At 41.8% G+C, this 17,213-nt stretch carries 15 protein-coding genes; 12 read left to right on the forward strand and 3 right to left on the reverse strand.

Annotated features, from left to right (window positions below; genetic code table 11):
* Positions 1–12: 12 nt before the first annotated feature.
* The 7 genes from MTO98_RS06560 to MTO98_RS06590 all read left to right on the forward strand — a co-directional run bounded on the left by MTO98_RS06560 (position 13) and on the right by MTO98_RS06590 (position 8,565).
* Positions 13–723 (forward strand): 16S rRNA (uracil(1498)-N(3))-methyltransferase, encoded by a 711-nt coding sequence (locus MTO98_RS06560; protein ID WP_243485806.1) that lies wholly within the window; start codon positions 13–15, stop codon positions 721–723.
* A gap of 5 nt (positions 724–728) precedes the next feature.
* Positions 729–1,382 (forward strand): DUF4159 domain-containing protein, encoded by a 654-nt coding sequence (locus tag MTO98_RS06565; protein ID WP_371825424.1) that lies wholly within the window; start codon positions 729–731, stop codon positions 1,380–1,382.
* Positions 1,383–1,548: 166 nt separating this feature from the next.
* Positions 1,549–2,046 carry a biotin/lipoyl-containing protein gene (locus tag MTO98_RS06570; protein WP_243485808.1) on the forward strand — a complete coding sequence of 166 codons (498 nt, stop codon included), beginning with the start codon at positions 1,549–1,551 and terminating at the stop codon, positions 2,044–2,046.
* Between the two features lie 128 nt (positions 2,047–2,174).
* The gene (locus MTO98_RS06575) at positions 2,175–5,267 is read left to right on the forward strand and encodes a TonB-dependent receptor (protein ID WP_243485809.1); all 3,093 of its coding nucleotides are present in this window, start codon (positions 2,175–2,177) and stop codon (positions 5,265–5,267) included.
* A 17-nt stretch (positions 5,268–5,284) separates the two neighbouring features.
* Complete coding sequence (locus tag MTO98_RS06580) at positions 5,285–6,649, forward strand: RagB/SusD family nutrient uptake outer membrane protein (RefSeq protein ID WP_243485810.1); 1,365 nt, start codon at positions 5,285–5,287, stop codon at positions 6,647–6,649.
* A 175-nt stretch (positions 6,650–6,824) separates the two neighbouring features.
* Positions 6,825–7,208: a hypothetical protein gene (locus MTO98_RS06585; protein ID WP_243485811.1), complete on the forward strand. Its 384-nt coding sequence runs from the start codon at positions 6,825–6,827 to the stop codon at positions 7,206–7,208.
* 104 nt (positions 7,209–7,312) lie between these two features.
* Positions 7,313–8,565 (forward strand): IS3 family transposase gene (locus MTO98_RS06590; RefSeq protein ID WP_371825378.1). Its coding sequence is split into 2 segments (ribosomal slippage): positions 7,313–7,655 and positions 7,655–8,565, totalling 1,254 coding nucleotides; the frame shifts between segments, so codons are not numbered across the junction.
* A gap of 43 nt (positions 8,566–8,608) precedes the next feature.
* On the opposite strand, the gene MTO98_RS06595 is transcribed toward MTO98_RS06590, so the two are convergent.
* Entirely contained in the window at positions 8,609–10,267 is a 1,659-nt protein-coding gene (locus MTO98_RS06595; RefSeq protein ID WP_243485812.1) for an SUMF1/EgtB/PvdO family nonheme iron enzyme, read from the reverse strand.
* Positions 10,268–10,508: 241 nt separating this feature from the next.
* Between MTO98_RS06595 and porV the strand changes: the two genes are divergently transcribed.
* The 3 genes from porV to MTO98_RS06610 all read left to right on the forward strand — a co-directional run bounded on the left by porV (position 10,509) and on the right by MTO98_RS06610 (position 12,604).
* Positions 10,509–11,678 (forward strand): type IX secretion system outer membrane channel protein PorV, encoded by a 1,170-nt coding sequence (gene porV, locus MTO98_RS06600; RefSeq protein ID WP_243485813.1) that lies wholly within the window; start codon positions 10,509–10,511, stop codon positions 11,676–11,678.
* Complete coding sequence (gene ispF, locus MTO98_RS06605; protein WP_243485814.1) at positions 11,678–12,160, forward strand: 2-C-methyl-D-erythritol 2,4-cyclodiphosphate synthase; 483 nt, start codon at positions 11,678–11,680, stop codon at positions 12,158–12,160. Before porV ends, ispF begins: the two co-directional genes overlap by 1 nt.
* A 183-nt stretch (positions 12,161–12,343) precedes the next feature.
* On the forward strand, positions 12,344–12,604 hold the full coding sequence (locus tag MTO98_RS06610) for a (2Fe-2S) ferredoxin domain-containing protein (protein WP_091217070.1): 261 nt from the start codon (positions 12,344–12,346) through the stop codon (positions 12,602–12,604).
* A gap of 226 nt (positions 12,605–12,830) precedes the next feature.
* Here the strand turns inward: MTO98_RS06610 and MTO98_RS06615 are convergent, their stop codons facing one another.
* Positions 12,831–13,361 (reverse strand): ferritin, encoded by a 531-nt coding sequence (locus MTO98_RS06615; protein ID WP_243485815.1) that lies wholly within the window; start codon positions 13,359–13,361, stop codon positions 12,831–12,833.
* A gap of 131 nt (positions 13,362–13,492) precedes the next feature.
* Positions 13,493–13,852 carry a hypothetical protein gene (locus MTO98_RS06620; protein ID WP_243485816.1) on the reverse strand — a complete coding sequence of 120 codons (360 nt, stop codon included), beginning with the start codon at positions 13,850–13,852 and terminating at the stop codon, positions 13,493–13,495.
* Between the two features lie 756 nt (positions 13,853–14,608).
* Here MTO98_RS06620 and MTO98_RS06625 point away from each other — a divergent pair.
* Together MTO98_RS06625 and pgmB are read left to right on the forward strand one after the other, a co-directional pair.
* The gene (locus MTO98_RS06625; protein ID WP_243485817.1) at positions 14,609–16,471 is read left to right on the forward strand and encodes a glycoside hydrolase family 13 protein; all 1,863 of its coding nucleotides are present in this window, start codon (positions 14,609–14,611) and stop codon (positions 16,469–16,471) included.
* A gap of 45 nt (positions 16,472–16,516) precedes the next feature.
* Positions 16,517–17,167 carry a beta-phosphoglucomutase gene (gene pgmB / locus MTO98_RS06630; RefSeq protein WP_243485818.1) on the forward strand — a complete coding sequence of 217 codons (651 nt, stop codon included), beginning with the start codon at positions 16,517–16,519 and terminating at the stop codon, positions 17,165–17,167.
* Positions 17,168–17,213 lie beyond the last annotated feature (46 nt).

The raw sequence follows: 17,213 nt of genomic DNA on the forward strand, positions 1-17,213 counted from the left end.
TGCTTTTCCGTAATGCAACTTTTTTATACACCTGATATTGATCCCTCCCATCCACAGTACTTTCTGAGCGAAGAGGAAAGTAAGCATGCCATACGTGTGCTGCGTCTTGAGGCAGGTGACGAAGTGCAGCTGATTGACGGCAATGGGGGCCTTTATACTGCCCTGATCCATGATGCACATCCGAAGCGTACCATCCTTAAAATAACATCGGTAAGCACCGGATTTGAAAAGCGGAACCATTACCTCCACATTGCGGTTGCGCCAACCAAAAATATTGAACGTTTGGAGTGGTTTTTAGAAAAAGCCACGGAGATTGGTATCGACGAGATCTCATTGATCATCACCCAGCGGTCGGAACGGAAGGAAGCAAAGGTTGAACGTTTAAATAAAATTATTACGGCAGCTATTAAACAGTCTCTTAAAGCATACCATCCGGTATTAAATGAGCCGCTAACGTTAAATCAGCTATTAGATAAACCTTTTGAGGGACAAAAATTCATTGCCCATTGCGAACCCGGCGAGAAATTTAATTTGAAAGACGAAATAAGCCCTCAGGGGCGTTATTTAATATTGATAGGTCCTGAAGGTGATTTTGCCCCAGCAGAGATTGACAAGGCCCTTCAAAATGGGTTTAAACCAATGTCATTAGGCACAAGCCGTTTGCGCACGGAAACCGCTGCGCTGGAAGCTTGCTTTGAAGTAAATTTTTTAAACAGAGTATGAAAAGGATGAGGCTGGCATTGGTTGTTTTGTTTGCCGCTATGGTGATGAGCAGCTTTAATGCCCCTGCCTATAAAATTGCCCGTCTTAAATACAGTGGCGGGGGGGATTGGTATGGCGACCGCACAGCGCTGCCTAACCTGATCAAGTTTTGTAACGAGAACCTCAAAACAAATTTTGACGATGATGACGAGGTGGTTGAGGTAGGTAGTACCTCGCTATTTAATTATCCCTTTACTTTTATGACAGGGCATGGCAATGTGATCTTCTCGGATCAGGAGGCCCGGAACCTGCGAAAGTACCTTACCGGCGGCGGCTTTTTGCATATCGACGATAATTATGGGCTTGATCAATATATTCGCCCGCAAATGAAAAAAGTATTTCCCGAACTTGATTTTGTTGAGTTACCGGTTAATCACCCCATCTATCACCAAAAATATGACTTCCCGAACGGCTTGCCTAAAATTCATGAACACGATGGTAAACGCGCCCAGGGTTTTGGGTTGATATACAAAGGCAGGTTAGTTTGTTTTTACACCTATGAGTGTGATTTAGGCAACGGGTGGGAAGATTATGGTACTTATGCAGGCGATACCCAGGAAGCCCGCCAAAAGGCCCTTAAAATGGGTGCAAATTTAATTCAGTATATCTTTACCCAGTAGCCGCTGCCGTTGCAGCAGCCGTTTCTTGCAATTTTTTTCTGCATATTGTCAATTGCAGGTTTACTTTGCCCATTAAATCCTTGTGGTTAAAGTTAATATGTTTAGCTTTATACTTATCGCCTTAAACCAACAACTTATAAACTGCCTGCAAAAAATCAGATCCTCTATGTATAAATTAAATATTAACGACAAGTATAGTATTGAAGCAGAAAAAACTGCAGCGGGTTTGCTTATTAACGGGGTAAAAAGGGAGGCAGATATCAGGCAGATAAAGCCTGGGGTATACCATATTATCGAAAACAACCGGTCATACAATGTCGAGATAGTTAATTTTAACGGAAACGAAAAGGTTGCTGAAATAAAGGTTAATAATAATATAAACCATGTTACTGCTAAAGACCAGTTTGATATACTGCTTGATAAGCTTGGTTTTAGTGATTTAAACAGTGCCAAAATCAGCGAAATTAAAGCTCCAATGCCGGGTATGGTTCTTAAAGTATTTGTAAATAAGGGAGATAGCGTAAGGAAAGGTGATAATCTTTTTGTCCTCGAGGCTATGAAAATGGAAAATATTATTAAATCGCCGGCCGATGTAACCGTAGAAAAGATTTTGATAAAGCCTGGCGACAAAGTTGAAAAAGCACAGATATTAATGCTCTTTTAGCTGATTATTACCCCTTTAATATGCGATAATAACATTTTTGTAGTCGGCACAACGTGATTTCGGGCGTTTTGTTGTTTTTGCACATTTTTTTTACGAACTTACTTTCTTAATTAACAATATTAACTTTTATGAAGAAACATTTACTAACAATCCTGTTGTTATGTACTTGTATTGGCTTAGGTTTTGCTCAAAACCGGGTCATCACAGGTAAAGTAACAGATCAGAAGGACGGCTCGCCCTTACCAGGGGTAAGCGTAACCGTGAAAGGTGTTACAGGGCTGGGCACCCAAACCGATCTTAATGGTGGTTATAAGCTTAGTGTGCCCGCTAATGCTAAAGTTATAGCTTTTAATTTTTTGGGTTATAAACTTGCCGAACAGCAAATTAGCGGTAGTGTTGTTGATGTTCAATTAGTATCAGATTCAAAGCAGCTTACAGAAGTTGTTGTAGTTGGTTATGGTACGCAAAAAAAGGCTAATATTACTGGCTCCATATCTTCAGTATCTGCAAAAGAAATTGAAGGGACACCTACAACCTCTGTTGAGCAAGCTATACAGGGTAAAACAGCGGGTGTTTATGTCCAATCAGGAAATGGTAAACTTGGCCAGGGCATCCAGGTTAGGATCCGCGGTTCATCTTCAATATCTGCCGGGTCGGAGCCACTATATGTTTTGGATGGTATGCCAATTACAACGGATAACTTATCAAGCACCGATGCACCAACCAACCCGCTGGCTGATATTAACTTTAATGATATCGAATCTGTACAGATATTAAAAGATGCATCGGCAGCAGCTATTTATGGTGCACGCGCATCTAATGGCGTAGTGGTGATAACAACTAAAAAAGGTAAATCTGGAGCTGCTAAAGTTAATTTTTCGGCATCGTACGGTAAAAGCACGCCGTCAAGGCACCGCGAGTTTTTAAATTCAACGCAATTTGTACAGATAATGCAACGCGCCGGCGAAGGGGCTGCTAAGCAAGATTTTGCAGCCGGAGGTTATGATTCGCTTGATGATGCATTGGCCGACTATAAATCATATATTGATGATGAGCTTACTTTCCTCTCGGGCGGTACTGATGATTGGAAAACCGGCAAGATCAATACAAACTGGGAACGGGCAGCTTATCAAAGTGCGCCCCAACAGCAATATGATTTAAACATATCCGGAGGTAACGACAAAACAACTTTCTACATGGGCGGTCAGTATCTTGATCAAACCGGTATCCTGATAGCTAATAGCTTTAAAAGATATTCGGGCCGTTTAAATTTGGACAGTAAGGTTGATAAAAATTTAAGTATCGGCATGAACTTAAGTTTTGCCAATACTATTAATAACAGGGTCTCGAACGATAACGCTTTCAGCACTCCTTTACAAGCAGTAGCATTATCACCTATAACACCACTAATTGACCCCCGCAGTGGTTTAATTAGCGGTACCCCTCCGGGTGAATCTGAGGATTTCCCGCTGTACTATAATCCGCTTATCGCCAAAGCAAATGCGGCTTACCAGGCAACAGTTTTCCGTACTATAGGCAATGTGTATGCCAATTGGGAAATAGTAAAAGGTTTAACATTCCGTTCGGAATTTGGTATAGACCAATTAAACCAGGCTGAAAATAGTTATTACGGAAGCGCGACTTTTCGCAATACAGGTACTAATAATGGTTTTGGTGAAAATACCACCACCCAGATACTAAACTATAACACTAATAACTATTTTAGTTATAAAAATCTGTTTGGGAATGACCATTCATTAGAGTTGTTATTAGGAACAAGTTATCAGAAATCGCGCAATGTTGGTAACGATGTACAAGGACAGGAATTTGCTTCTGACGCTTTTAAAAAGCTAACGGCGGCAGCTGTAATTGTTTCAGGTGCATCATATGATAGCCCATATAGCTTTTTGGCTTATTTCTTTAGGGCAAATTATGCCTATAAAGGCAAATACCTGTTTTCGGGAAGCGCGCGTACTGACGGATCATCAAGGTTTGGCTCAAACAACCGTTATGGATTTTATCCATCAGGCTCGGTAGGTTGGATAATGACTGAAGAGGACTTTTTGAAGAATAATAACACGATCAGCAACTTAAAAGTGAGGGCAAGTTATGGTTTAACAGGTAACGCTAACATCAGCAATTTTGGCTCATTAGGTTTGTTTTCGGCTGCAAATTACAATGGTGTAGGCGGTCAGCGGTTTTCTCAGATAGTTAATCCCAATTTAAAGTGGGAAACAACGGCTACGCTCGACTTAGCTCTTGATTTTGGTTTCTTTAACAATAGGTTATCAGGTAGTTTTGATTATTATAATAAACAAACCCGCGACCTGCTGTTAAATGTAAACCTTCCGGGAACGCTGGGTATATCCACACAATTGCAAAATCTTGGTAAACTATCAAATAAAGGATTTGAGCTTGAATTATCATCTGATAACTTTGTTGGTAAGTTTAAATGGTCAACCAGTTTAAACGCATCATATCAAAAGAATTTAATTAAAGATATCAAGGGTCAGGTTATAACTGATAATAATATCAACTATGTAATGGCTGGTCAGCCGATAGGCGTGTTTTACATGCCTGAATATGCAGGGGTAGATCCTGCCAATGGCGATGCACTATATTACAACAACACAAAAGGGACCGATGGGAAGCTTGATCGTACTAAAACAAATGACCCCACTCAGGCACAAAATGCTGTGGTAGGTTCTCCTACACCTAAATACTATGGAGGTATTACAAATACGTTCGGATATAACGGTATCGAATTAGCGGTAACTTTTCAGGGCGCTTTTGATTATAAGGTATTTAATACTGCAGGTCAGTACATGAGTACAAGTGCCGGTAACGGGTTTGATAACCAAACGGTTGATCAGTTAAAGTACTGGAACAAACCGGGCGATATAACTGATATACCCGAACCCCGTTTTGGCTACGCAAATGGTGCAAGTATTTCAAGCAGGTATCTTTCCGGAGCAAGTTATGTTCGTTGCAAAACGGTAACATTAGGGTACACTCTGCCAAAAGCGGTTGTGAGCAAATTGAGGCTGCAAAAAATAAGGGTGTATGCAAGCGCTTATAATCTGTTTTTGATTACCAAGTACAATGGATGGGATCCTGAAGTAAACTCGGATGCGCTTCCAAGCAATGTGGATTTAAGTAATGACTTTTATTCGGCCCCACAGCCGCGTACTATTGTATTTGGTATTAATATAGGCTTATAATATAAAAAATAACAGAAATGAAAACGACGAAGTTTATATATATATCAGCAACAGTATTAATTGTATGCTTAAGCGCATGTAATAAACAACTTAACATAAAGCCGGTTGAATCTGTCGATCAAACTCTGGCTATTAAGACGGCTAAAGATGTACAGGGCGTTTTGGCAGGTACTTATAATCGCTTAGGGCAGGTTGATCTTTACGGCGGCCGAATATTTATGGAACCGGATTTGTTAGCGTCACAAAACGAAATTAACTGGACGGGTAGTTATATAGATTTAACAAAAATGACTGTGCAGTTGTTGACAAGAGATAATTTATATGTTGAAGCTACCTGGTTGGATGCTTATCAGGTAATAAACCAGGCTAATACCGTACTTGCTAATTTAGATAAAGCTGATAATGCGGATGATAAAACAAGATGGGAAGGGGAAGCTAAATTTATTAGAGGTTTAATGTATTTCGATTTGGCCCGCTTGTACGGAAAGTCATGGAATGACGGTGACCCTTCGGCTAATTTAGCAGCAGCTATAGTATCAAGTCCTACTACCTCTGCCAATAGTGAAGGAGCTACAGTTGGCCGGTCGACGGTTAAGCAAGTTTATGATCAGGCTATTAGTGATCTAACAACCGCAGAAAGTAAATTGCCTGCAGACAATGATTTTTATGCCAATAAATACGGTGCATCGGCAATATTGGCAAGACTATATCTGCAGCAAGGTAATTATGCCGGTGCTTTAAAAGAGGCTAACACAGTTATTGGATCCGGAGCATTTTCACTTGTATCTGATTATACTAAAGAGTTTTTATTGTCAAGTAAGCCATCTCACCAGGAAAATACTACTGAAGATATTTTTGCTATACAGGTAACCCAGCAACAGGGTACAAATAGCTTGAATGAATTTTATGCCTCATCGGCAAATGGTGGCCGCGGAGATATCAAAATAACTGATGATTTTTTAGCGGAATTTGAGGCCGATGATGTGAGGGGGCAATTTTATACGATCACCTCAGTTAACAGAACTAAAAAGTTCGATAATCAGTATGGAAACGTACATGTTGTACGCCTTGCAGAAATGTACCTGATCCGCGCGGAGGCTAACCTCCGTGGTGGTACAACTACAGGCGCAACACCTGCAAGTGATATTAATAAAATAAGGGAAAGAGCAGGCCTCGGCCCTTTAGGAGCTGTAACTATTGCCACTGTATTGGCAGAGCGTAGGCATGAGTTATGTTTTGAAGGCGGATTTTTTCTGCACGATGCAAAAAGGCTTAAGCAAAGCGTGAACGGACTCCCATACAACTCACCAAAATTGGTGTTCCCTATCCCTCAGCGCGAAATATTGGCTAATCCAAAGTTGGTTCAAAACGAAGGCTATTAATTATTGAATGATATTTTGTTAAATATGATCCCGGAGACCTATTTGGCTTTCCGGGATTTTTTTTGAGTATAGAATTTTATTTAAGTGATAACATTCATTACTAAAATGTGATTAGATTGTTATGGATGCACTAAGCAAGAGATAAACACACAATCAAACCTAAATTAAATGAGCCATGGAAGAAGAACAAATACTTGCGGCCCTAAATGCCCATTGGGTGGCATCGGCAGCTGGCGATATAAACGCCGAACATGAGATCTATGATGATGATGTAATTTGTGACTATCCTCAATCGGGCGAGCGGATTTTTGGACGAAGTAATTTACAGGCATTACGGGGGCATCACCCGGGTAAGCCATCCGGCTTCAGGGTTAGGAGGATACTTGGAAAAGGTAATATCTGGGTTTCGGAATATACTATCGACTACGAAGGACAAAAGGCATTCACGGTAAGTATTATGGAGTTTCGTAATGACAAGGTAATACATGAAACGCAGTATTTCGCAGATCCTTTCAAAGCCCCTGCATGGCGAAGTCAATGGGTTGAGCTGATTGACTGACAGGATTTGAAACCGCTTAAAACAAATAAGGCCCTTCAATAATGAAAGGCCTTATTTAATATCTTGTCGCGTCCTGAAATAAGTTGACACTCAAGTTGACTTATATGGAAAAACGAACAAAGAATGTAAGTAGGCGCAGTCAGCGCGATTACAGCCTTGCCTTTAAGTTGCAGGTCGTGCAGCAGGTTGAAAAAGGCGAACTGACCTATAAAAAGGCTCAAAAACATTACGGGATCCAGGGAAGGAGTACGGTATTGGTTTGGTTAAGGAAACATGGTACCTTAGATTGGACATTACCCAAACAGTACACCTTGGAAAACGATCGGGAACTTAGTCCGGAACAGCGGATCAAACAATTAGAAGCAGCATTAAAAGATGAACAGGACAAGAACCTGATCTACAAGACCATGTTCGATATCCTGCAGCAAGAGCACGGTGTTGCATTGCCAAAAAAGTCTTTGCCCAAGCAATCCAAAGGCTCAAAGCCAAAGGAATAGTGAGCCTGTCAAAGGCTTGCAGGTTGTTTGGGATCAGCCGTCAGGGCTATTATCAAAAGCAGCAGCGCATAGAAAAGCGTTTAAAAGAACTTAGCCAGGTAAAAGCGGATGTGATTAAAGAACGAATCCATTTGCCCAGGTTGGGTACGCGTAAGCTTTATCATCGTTTAGGTAAACAGATCAGAAGCAAGGGAATAAAGATAGGCAGAGATGCTTTATTCGATTTTCTGCGTTCGGAACATATGCTGATCAAACCAAAGCACTCTTATCATAAAACGACGAACTCCAAGCACTGGTTACATAAGTATCCTAACTTACTTAAACACAGGAAAGCGGCAACGAGGCCTAACGAAGTATGGGTAAGCGATATTACTTATATCGACACTAAAGCAGAGACCGCATATCTTAGCTTGATCACTGATGCTTATTCAAGAAAGATCGTAGGATATCATCTGCATCATAGCTTGCACACAGATGGTGTGGCTGCTGCCATGCAAATGGCTGTCAGACATGAGCAGATCAAAGCGCCATTGATACATCATTCGGATAGAGGTTTGCAATATTGCTCAGCACAATATCAGCAGTTGTTGGCCAAACATCAGATTACCCCATCTATGACGGATGGATATGATTGCTATCAGAATGCTTTGGCAGAACGCATCAACGGCATTATTAAAAACGAGTTCCTGGTGGTTAAACCAGCAGATATACAGCAGGCAAGGGTAATGATTGCAGAAGCTATTAAACTTTATAACTGTCGAAGGCCTCATTTGGCTTTAAATTATCAAACACCACAATTTGTACATCAACAAAAAATCCTTGCTGGTATCGACCAACAAGGACTATCTTTAAATCATTAATTTCTGTCAACCTATTTTAGGACGACTCATCTTGTTGTGAAAATTATCTTGCTTTAAAAGGTTTAGCCTTTTTAACCGGATAATGAGGTTTGCCATTAGGGTTAATTTCAGGCGCACCTACCAGGGTCATGGCGCAACGGAAACCAATTTCTGCACTTGCCTCGTCCTGGTCCATGAATCGGCGTGTTGCAGGGTTTAACCAAAAAGCCATATCATTCCATGACCCGCCTTTGTACACTTTTGAATGGTCATTAACCAGCGTCGTAGTGCCGTAAAGGGCCTTATTAACTTCATCCTTTTCGCCCCTTGCATCAGGAGTGTAAGCCTTGCCCGAGTTTTTAGGTAATAATGAATCAACCGGAAGCGAGCCAGTTTGTGTAGTTGCAAGAGGTGCATTTGGATTGGCGCTTTGTGCAGCTGTAGTTTGCTGTTGTAAGGCCAAAAGTTCGCTGTATTTTAATTTTTTATTGGAATGCGCAGGATCTTTGATTGGTTTGCCATATTTATCTTTGGCGTAAAGGCCTTTGGTTGGATCTGCCATACGTTTATTTGAGAACTCGTTACCACGGAAAGGGTTAAAGTCTTCAAACTCTTCAAATGATGTTTGACGATACGTATCGGCAACCCATTCGTTTACGTTACCAGCCATGTTGTATAAGCCAAAATCATTAGGTGCATATGAACGTACCGGAGCAGTAATATCTGCCTTATCGTTCAGGTAGCCGCCTACACCGGCGTTGTCACCGCTGCCACGTTTAAAATTGGCCATGATCAAACCGCGTGTTTTGCTTTTTGCCGAACGCACGCCTAATCCATTCCAGGTATATATTTTACCATCGTCGATGTTTTCAAACTGGGTATTTCCTGCAAGGGCCAGGGCTGCATATTCCCATTCGGCTTCTGATGGCAAACGGTAAGCTTGTTTCAGGATACCATCTTCCATACGTACCGGCCTAACAGCTTTACCGCCTTTACCGGTGCCTGCCTGTGCGTTGGGGCTCAGGTTAGGCATCATCTTTTTACCGTCTATCCCGGCTCCGGTCATTTGACCGTTTAAATAAATATCTGTGTTAAATGGCTGTCCGTTGGCTGCAACACCTGCATCGCCGCCGCCGCCTTTTTTACCCTGATCTTTCCAGGCTACCAATTTCCCGGTTTCACGTAAAATATTTTCGTTGGTACGGTCGGTACGCCATGCGCAATAAGCCTGTGCCTGATCCCAGGTTACACCAACAACCGGGTAATCCTGAAAAGCCGGGTGGCGCAAATAGTTATCTACATAAGGCTCATTATATGATAATGGATGGCGCCAAACTAAGGTATCTGGTACTGCGTTGTAATATAATTCGCGGTCCTGTGGGAAAGTAATATTTATCCAGTGCAGGTAGTCAAGCCAGTCCTGATTTGATACTTCGGTTTCGTCCATGTAAAAAGAAGGTACGGTAACCCTGCGGCGCACATTGTTATAATCGTAAGTGATGTCCTGATCTGCACTGCCGCCCATAACAAAGGTACCACCTTCAATAGGTACTAATCCAGGCCCCGGAGAGGGGTGACTTTGCCTGAAACGTTCGTAACCGCCGTTATTTTTATCATTATAAGTTATACCCGTTTTTTGCGATTGCTCACGTTTACTGCAGCTGCTCAGCACGGCCCCTATAGCCAACAATCCCAGAGCAGTTTTAGTAAAAAGTATTTTCATATTTTTACAGTTATATTAAGTGGTAAATTTATAAAAAAATGGATACAGTGCTTATGCCAATGAACCATTATTTAGAAATAAATAGTACAGTTATCGGGTGTTTTAACGAAAAATTGATGAAATTAGTTGCGTCGATTTAAATTTTTGATTTAACTTTCAACAAAAGGTGTGGGCTTGAAAATGCAAATAAGTCGTAGTTCCATCTTATAAAATACAAAATGCTATAACCTAACTCCTACAAATGAAGTTTTTTACATTTCGAGGCCTTGCTATTATTACCCCATTATTATTACCAATTGTTGCTGCCGCGCAAACAAATCCTAACGGGAGTAGTGTCAATGCAATTCCTACCGAAGTCCCTTTTTTAAATATTTCACCAGATTCACGCTCGGGGGCTATGGGGGATGCTGGCGTAGCGTTGTCGCCGGATGTAAATGCAAATTTCTGGAACCCGTCAAAACTTGCATTCCTGGAAAGCAATGACGCATTATCGGTATCATATAGCCCGTGGTTAAGGCACCTTGTGCCGGACATCAGCTTATCATATCTTAGTTATGCCCACAAAATTGACGAGAGAAATACGATAGGCGCTTCGCTAAGGTATTTTAATTATGGCTCTATTCAGCTTACCGACGATAATACGAACGATCAGGGAACATATACACCTAACGAATACTCACTTGACGTTTCATTTGCCCGTAAGTTTGGTGATAATTTTTCATTAGGCTTAACTGCACGGTACATTCACTCCAATATATCAAGTATTTCGTTTGCTACCGGTTCAAGCCAGGCTGCTAAAGCGGGTAATGCCGTTGCTGCCGACGTTTCACTGTATTATACAGCACCGTATGGAGATGGCAATCTTTTTGCCTTTGGTACGCACATATCAAATATTGGTACAAAAATCAGTTACAGTGATGTTGGTAATAAGTATTTTTTACCTGCCAACTTAAAAATAGGGGTGGCTAATACCTGGCAGCTGGACGAAACTAACGAGTTTACAGCAACTTTTGACATTAATAAATTGCTTGTACCCACGCCTCCCCCGCGCGATGAGGATGGTAAGATCATAAAAGGGAAAGACGATAATGTATCGGTTCCTGCAGGCCTTTTTCAGTCGTTTGGTGATGCACCGGGTGGTTTTAGTGAGGAGTTGAAAGAGATCAGTTTTTCGCCGGGTGTAGAATACTGGTATAATAAACAGTTTGCGGTAAGGGCAGGCTATTTTTACGAAAATCCTAACAAAGGCGACAGGCATTACCTTACCATGGGGATAGGGTTTAAATACAATATTTTTGATTTTGATTTTTCATACCTGGCAGCCAGCCAGCAAAATAGTGCCCTGGCCAATACTTTGCGCTTCACATTGTCGGCAAATTTTGGCGGTACAACAAATGCTTCAAAAAGATAATGGGTAAAATTAAGGTAGGTTTTGGGTTTGATGTACACCAGTTAAAAGAAAATCACCCGTTTGTTTTGGGCGGAGTTAGGCTTGAACACCACGCAGGTGCTTTTGGCCATTCAGATGCCGATGTGTTGTTACACGCTATTTGTGATGCCTTGCTTGGTGCTGCAAACCTGCGCGACATAGGTTTTCATTTTTCAAATAAAGATGATCGCTGGAAGGGGATTAGCAGTTTGATCCTGTTGCAGCATGTTGTGGGCCTGATAAAAGAAAAAGGTTTTGTTATCGGTAATATTGATGCTATGGTTTGCCTTGAGGCTCCAAAGATCAATCCTCATATCCCCGCAATGAAAACCTATATTGCTGAAGCAGCAGGCATCAGTGAGGAAGATATTTCCATTAAAGCTACTACCAACGAGCAAATGGGATTTATAGGTCGTGAAGAAGGTGTTGTAGCTTATGCAGTGTGCTTAATTGAAAGGGAATAATTATAGCCGCTTATTGCAATAACCGGCCGGGCATCAGAATTTGTACAATGTGCAGATCGTAGCTGATTATAAAAGAAAAATCCTCTTAATCTCATAAATCTAATAAATCCCGGTTAAGGCAACTATTTGATTGTTTTAGCATTAACTTTGCTATTTGTTAACGCAATTTTAATAAATAGCATCATGAGCAAATTTACCATACCTGATAAAGTGCTGTACGTTTGTGTAGGCAGTAAATGTGGAAAGCGTGGCGGTAAAGACATGTACAAGCTTGCCAAATCATATATCAAACATCACCATGGCCGTGAAGAACTGGAGGTTATTGAAACTGAATGTACAGACAGGTGTAAATACGCCCCGGTGTGCAGTATTCAGCCCGGAAATACGTGGCTAAAAGAGTATCATCCAAAAGAGGTTTTGAAGCTGATGGATCTGATAGATTAAGAGATCTCAGATAAAGCATTGTCATTTCGACGAACAGCGAGAGTTGTGAGCAAAGGGGGAGGAGAAATCATACGCATTGCAATAAATATGCAAGGCCTATAAGATATAAGATTTCTCACTCGTTCCTCGTATCTAAATGAAAATAGGCAATAATAAAAAAGGTCCTTTTGCATTGCAAAAGGACCTTTTTTATTATCCCTGTCTTTGGAGAGGGCAGGGTGAGGTTTTAAGCTTCGCTATCATATTTTATCTGACCAACATGCTTGTCGATCTGCCACCTGCCGGTGCCTTCTTCGCCAATCACTTCGAATAGTTCGAGGGCACGACGGGCTTTGTATTCTTCCTCGCGTTGTTCTTTCAGGAACCAGTTTAGGAACTCCATAGTAACAAAATCCTGCTCTTTCATGCAACGGGCATAAATGTTTTTGATTGAGTTAGTTACGCTGATCTCCTGGTCAAGGGCCTCTTCAAACACTTCGCGGAACGAGTTAAACTCCTGTTTAATGCCGGTTACCTCTGGTGATACAGCGTTGCCGCCCATATCAAGGATATATTTATAAAATTTTAGCTGGTGATGGCGTTCTTCATCTGCTTGTTTGAAAAAATATTCTGATGAAAAATCATAACCATTACGGTTGCACCATGACGCCATGGCTAAATATACTGATGAAGAAAATGCTTCTTTCTTAACTTGCTGGTTCAAAAGCGATTCGATATCAGATGATATGAGGCTTTTTATGCGGAGTAGGTCTTTCATGACTTTATTAAATTAAGCGTTATATGCGTTATTGCGGAAATTATAATGCAATAATAATGCAGTTAAAGCATATTAGTTTAATTTAAAATCAATATGAAATTAATCTAAATTATATTGAGAATTGGTCTAAATTACAGTGAGTTACTGAAAAGGCGGTCGTGAATAATATGGTTGAGTTCCAGCATTACAAAAGTGCCTTCTAACAAGTCTTTCAGGTTGATGATCTGGGCCAGTGAAAGTACATAACAATGATCGCAGGCGCAGATAAAAATGATCTCCACATCGGGATCGGTAGTTGTGTTAAGTAGTTTTTGCTCAATATCAATGGCGTAAACTGCCTTGCGTAATTTCAGAAAATTACGGTGATCAAACCGTGCAACTTTACCGGCGAAGTCTACATACCAGCAACGCTCCGCATCGCACTGGTAAACTGCACCTGTTTTGGTGCTGAAAACATCGGTCCATAAAGTTAGTTCTGTGGTCGCAATCATATAACGGATACAAATATTGGTATTATTTGTAATCAATCCAAATAAAGATAGAAAAAAAATATTACAACTTTTGGGGAGTGAGAGCTTTAGTTGTATTTAACTGACATTGGCCCGCTCAATTGCCGCGGGTGGCTGTTACTTTTGTCTTGACACAAAAGTAACCAAAAAGTCAAGTCGGCAGGGAGGCTTCTTTGCCGCACTGTCCAGCCCACTCATCCTGCGCCGGCCTTTGCCCTGCAAAGCGGGCAGAACCACGGGCTGCAATTATTTTGCCCCGCTTCGCGCACTCATTGCCCTCGCTTCTGCAAAAACTTGCTATGCCCCTCCAATTGCACAGGCCACCATTGTTCTGCCCGTTTTCGCCCGAAGCTTACCTGCCGACGGGAAAGGAAAGAAGCAAGACAGTTAGAGTCAAGAAACAAGACAATAAAGTTTAATAAAGTACAAAAGCTGTTATAACCTCCAAAACAAAAGCGCGTCGGCCCGACAAAAAAGCGGGCCTGGGAGTATGGCCTGCGGGTGGAAGCATTTTTTTGTCTTGATTTTTTGGTTACTTTTTCATCAAGGAAAAAGTAACTGGCCCCGCCCGGCCAAGAGGGCGACGATGTAGGTTATAAAACCACGAGGTTTGTTGGAATACAATACCAATTAACTTATCTGTAACTTTTTCATACAAGCAATTAATTTTATTATAAATTTGAAACGCGGTTAAGGGCTTGTCCCTAATCAACCAATTATCCTTTTATCATTTTTTATATGAGAAAAACCTTACTATCCACCTTATGCTGCTTGTTGGCTGCTTTGGGTGTAAAGGCACAAACGCCTGCACTTGAGCGAGTTGAGCCTATGTCGTGGTGGGTTGGCATGAGCAATCCAAACCTGCAGTTGGTGGTTCATGGCAGCAACATCGCATCGCGCAGCGTATCCTTAAGCTATCCAGGTGTTAAGCTTAAAGCAGTGCATAAAGTTGAAAATTCAAATTATTTATTTGTCGACCTGCAAATTTTTTCATCGGCTATTCCGGGAACGTTCCCGATAAAATTTAAAAAAGCGGGCGAGAAAGATATTACCTATAGCTATACGCTTAATAAACGCGACAAGGCTGCAGGCAGGACGCAGGGGGTTACAAGCAAAGACCTGATCTATTTGATTATGCCCGACAGGTTTAGCAACGGTGACGCTGCTAACGACTCATTCAATAACCTTCGTGAGCAGGGTATTCACCGCGATTCGATGTTCAGCCGTCATGGGGGAGATTTGCAGGGGATCATGAACCACCTCGATTATCTGAAAAACTTAGGTGTTACCGCTATCTGGCTTACTCCCGAAATTGAAAACGATGAGCCGCACGCTTCATACCACGGTTACGCGGTTACCGATTACTATAAGATAGACTCCCGTTACGGCACCAATGATCTTTATAAAAAGTTTGTTGAAAAATGCCACAGCATGGGCTTAAAGGTTATAAAAGACCTTGTGCATAACCACGCCGGCACCGAAGGCTACCTGATACAGGACATGCCAATGAAAAGCTGGGTACACCAATGGCCAAAATACACCAAATCAAACTTCCGCGATGCGGCGGTGATGGATCCCCATGCTTCACCAATGGACCGCAAGCTGATGCAGGATGGCTGGTTTGACCATCGCATGGCCGATCTTAACCAGAATAATGTTTACGTGCAAAACTATCTTACCCAAAACCATATCTGGTGGGTGGAGTATGCCGGTATTGATGGTTTCAGGTTGGATACCTATCCTTATAATGAGCCTGTGTATATGGCCAAATGGGCCAAAGATGTTAAAGCCGAGTTTCCTAAACTTTCCATATTTGGCGAAACGCTGGTATGGTCGGCAGCTAATCAGGCATTTTTTACACAGGGTAATACCGTTAACCGCGGCTTTGATACCCAACTGCCCGGCGTTACCGACGGCGTGTTGAAAGACGCTATTTACGAAGCCATCAACGGTAAAGATGGATGGACAGACGGTGTTGGCCGTTTATACTCTGTAGTAGCACAAGACTTTTTGTACCAGGATGCTACCCGCAACACCATCTTCATGGATAACCACGATATGAGTCGTTTACTATCTATGGTGGGCGAAGATATTCCAAAGTACAAATCTGCCATGGCTATGCTGCTTACCATGCGCGGCGTACCGCAAATGTATTATGGCGATGAGATCCTGATGAAAAACTACTCTAATCCGGATGGCTTGGTGCGCGAGGATTTTCCGGGTGGCTGGGCCGGCGATAAGCAAAATAAGTTTACAGCCGAAGGCCGCGATAAAAAGGAGAATGATGCCTTTAGCTATGTTAGCAAATTGGCCAATTACCGCAAAGGTACTACAGCCTTGCAAACAGGTAAAATGATGCAGTTTGTTCCGGAAAATGGCATCTATGTTTATTTCAGATACGATGCTCAAAAAACAGTGATGATCATGTTCAATAGCGGCGAAAAAGACCAGGAAACCACAACTTCAAGGTATTTTGAGCGTATTGGCGATGCTAAAAAAGCAAGGAATGTACTAACTGATGAGATGATTGGTCTGGATAAAGTAACGATACCCGCCAAGACAACTTTAGTGTTAGAATTAATACCCGGTGTTACTCATTAAAATAATATCTTAGGAGACTAATTCCCTGTGTTTTACCCCGAAAAAATGAATACTATAAAAGCCTGTATTTTCGACCTCGACGGTGTAATTGTTGATACCGCCGTTTATCACTATAAAGCCTGGAAAAGGCTGGCCAACTCGCTTGGCTTTGATTTTACTGAACATCAAAATGAGCAGCTAAAGGGCGTAAGCCGTGTGCGTTCGCTGCAACTGATCCTGGGTTGGGGCGGTGTTACCAAGACCGAGGCCGAGCAGGAACAACTGGCTACCCAAAAAAACAACTGGTATATGGAAATGGTAAACCAGATGAAACCCGAAGAGATTTTGCCTGGAGCTAAGGAGTTTTTAATAACCTGCCGTGCAGTTGGCCTTAAAACCGCGCTTGGTTCGGCCAGTAAAAATTCCATGACCATATTGGAGAAAATTGGTATCACCGATATGTTTGATGCGGTAATTGATGGTAACAAAGTAAGCAAAGCCAAACCCGATCCGGAAGTTTTTTTGGCAGGAGCACAAGCTCTGGGTGTTCAACCCGAGGAGTGCGTGGTTTTTGAAGATGCCATTGCGGGTGTCGAAGCTGCCATTGCCGGTGATATGAAGGTAGTAGGCATCGGTTCGCCGGATGTACTTACGGGGGCCAACCTGGTAATTAAGGGGTTGGATGAAATGACACTGGATAAATTGTATAAGTTGTAATAAAAAAATATGTCATTGCGAGGAGGAACGACGAAGCAATCGCATA

The organism is Mucilaginibacter sp. SMC90, assembly GCF_022811725.1.
Taxonomy (GTDB): Bacteria; Bacteroidota; Bacteroidia; order Sphingobacteriales; family Sphingobacteriaceae; genus Mucilaginibacter.

Coding starts and splice junctions, on each gene's coding strand:
- MTO98_RS06625 (WP_243485817.1), top strand. CDS start 14,609: ATGAGAAAAACCTTACTATCCACCTTATGCTGCTTGTTGGCTGCTTTG.
- MTO98_RS06620 (WP_243485816.1), bottom strand. CDS start 13,852: ATGATTGCGACCACAGAACTAACTTTATGGACCGATGTTTTCAGCACC.
- MTO98_RS06610 (WP_091217070.1), top strand. CDS start 12,344: ATGAGCAAATTTACCATACCTGATAAAGTGCTGTACGTTTGTGTAGGC.
- pgmB (WP_243485818.1), top strand. CDS start 16,517: ATGAATACTATAAAAGCCTGTATTTTCGACCTCGACGGTGTAATTGTT.
- MTO98_RS06575 (WP_243485809.1), top strand. CDS start 2,175: ATGAAGAAACATTTACTAACAATCCTGTTGTTATGTACTTGTATTGGC.
- MTO98_RS06585 (WP_243485811.1), top strand. CDS start 6,825: ATGGAAGAAGAACAAATACTTGCGGCCCTAAATGCCCATTGGGTGGCA.
- MTO98_RS06580 (WP_243485810.1), top strand. CDS start 5,285: ATGAAAACGACGAAGTTTATATATATATCAGCAACAGTATTAATTGTA.
- MTO98_RS06615 (WP_243485815.1), bottom strand. CDS start 13,361: ATGAAAGACCTACTCCGCATAAAAAGCCTCATATCATCTGATATCGAA.
- MTO98_RS06595 (WP_243485812.1), bottom strand. CDS start 10,267: ATGAAAATACTTTTTACTAAAACTGCTCTGGGATTGTTGGCTATAGGG.
- MTO98_RS06560 (WP_243485806.1), top strand. CDS start 13: ATGCAACTTTTTTATACACCTGATATTGATCCCTCCCATCCACAGTAC.
- porV (WP_243485813.1), top strand. CDS start 10,509: ATGAAGTTTTTTACATTTCGAGGCCTTGCTATTATTACCCCATTATTA.
- ispF (WP_243485814.1), top strand. CDS start 11,678: ATGGGTAAAATTAAGGTAGGTTTTGGGTTTGATGTACACCAGTTAAAA.
- MTO98_RS06570 (WP_243485808.1), top strand. CDS start 1,549: ATGTATAAATTAAATATTAACGACAAGTATAGTATTGAAGCAGAAAAA.
- MTO98_RS06565 (WP_371825424.1), top strand. CDS start 729: ATGAGGCTGGCATTGGTTGTTTTGTTTGCCGCTATGGTGATGAGCAGC.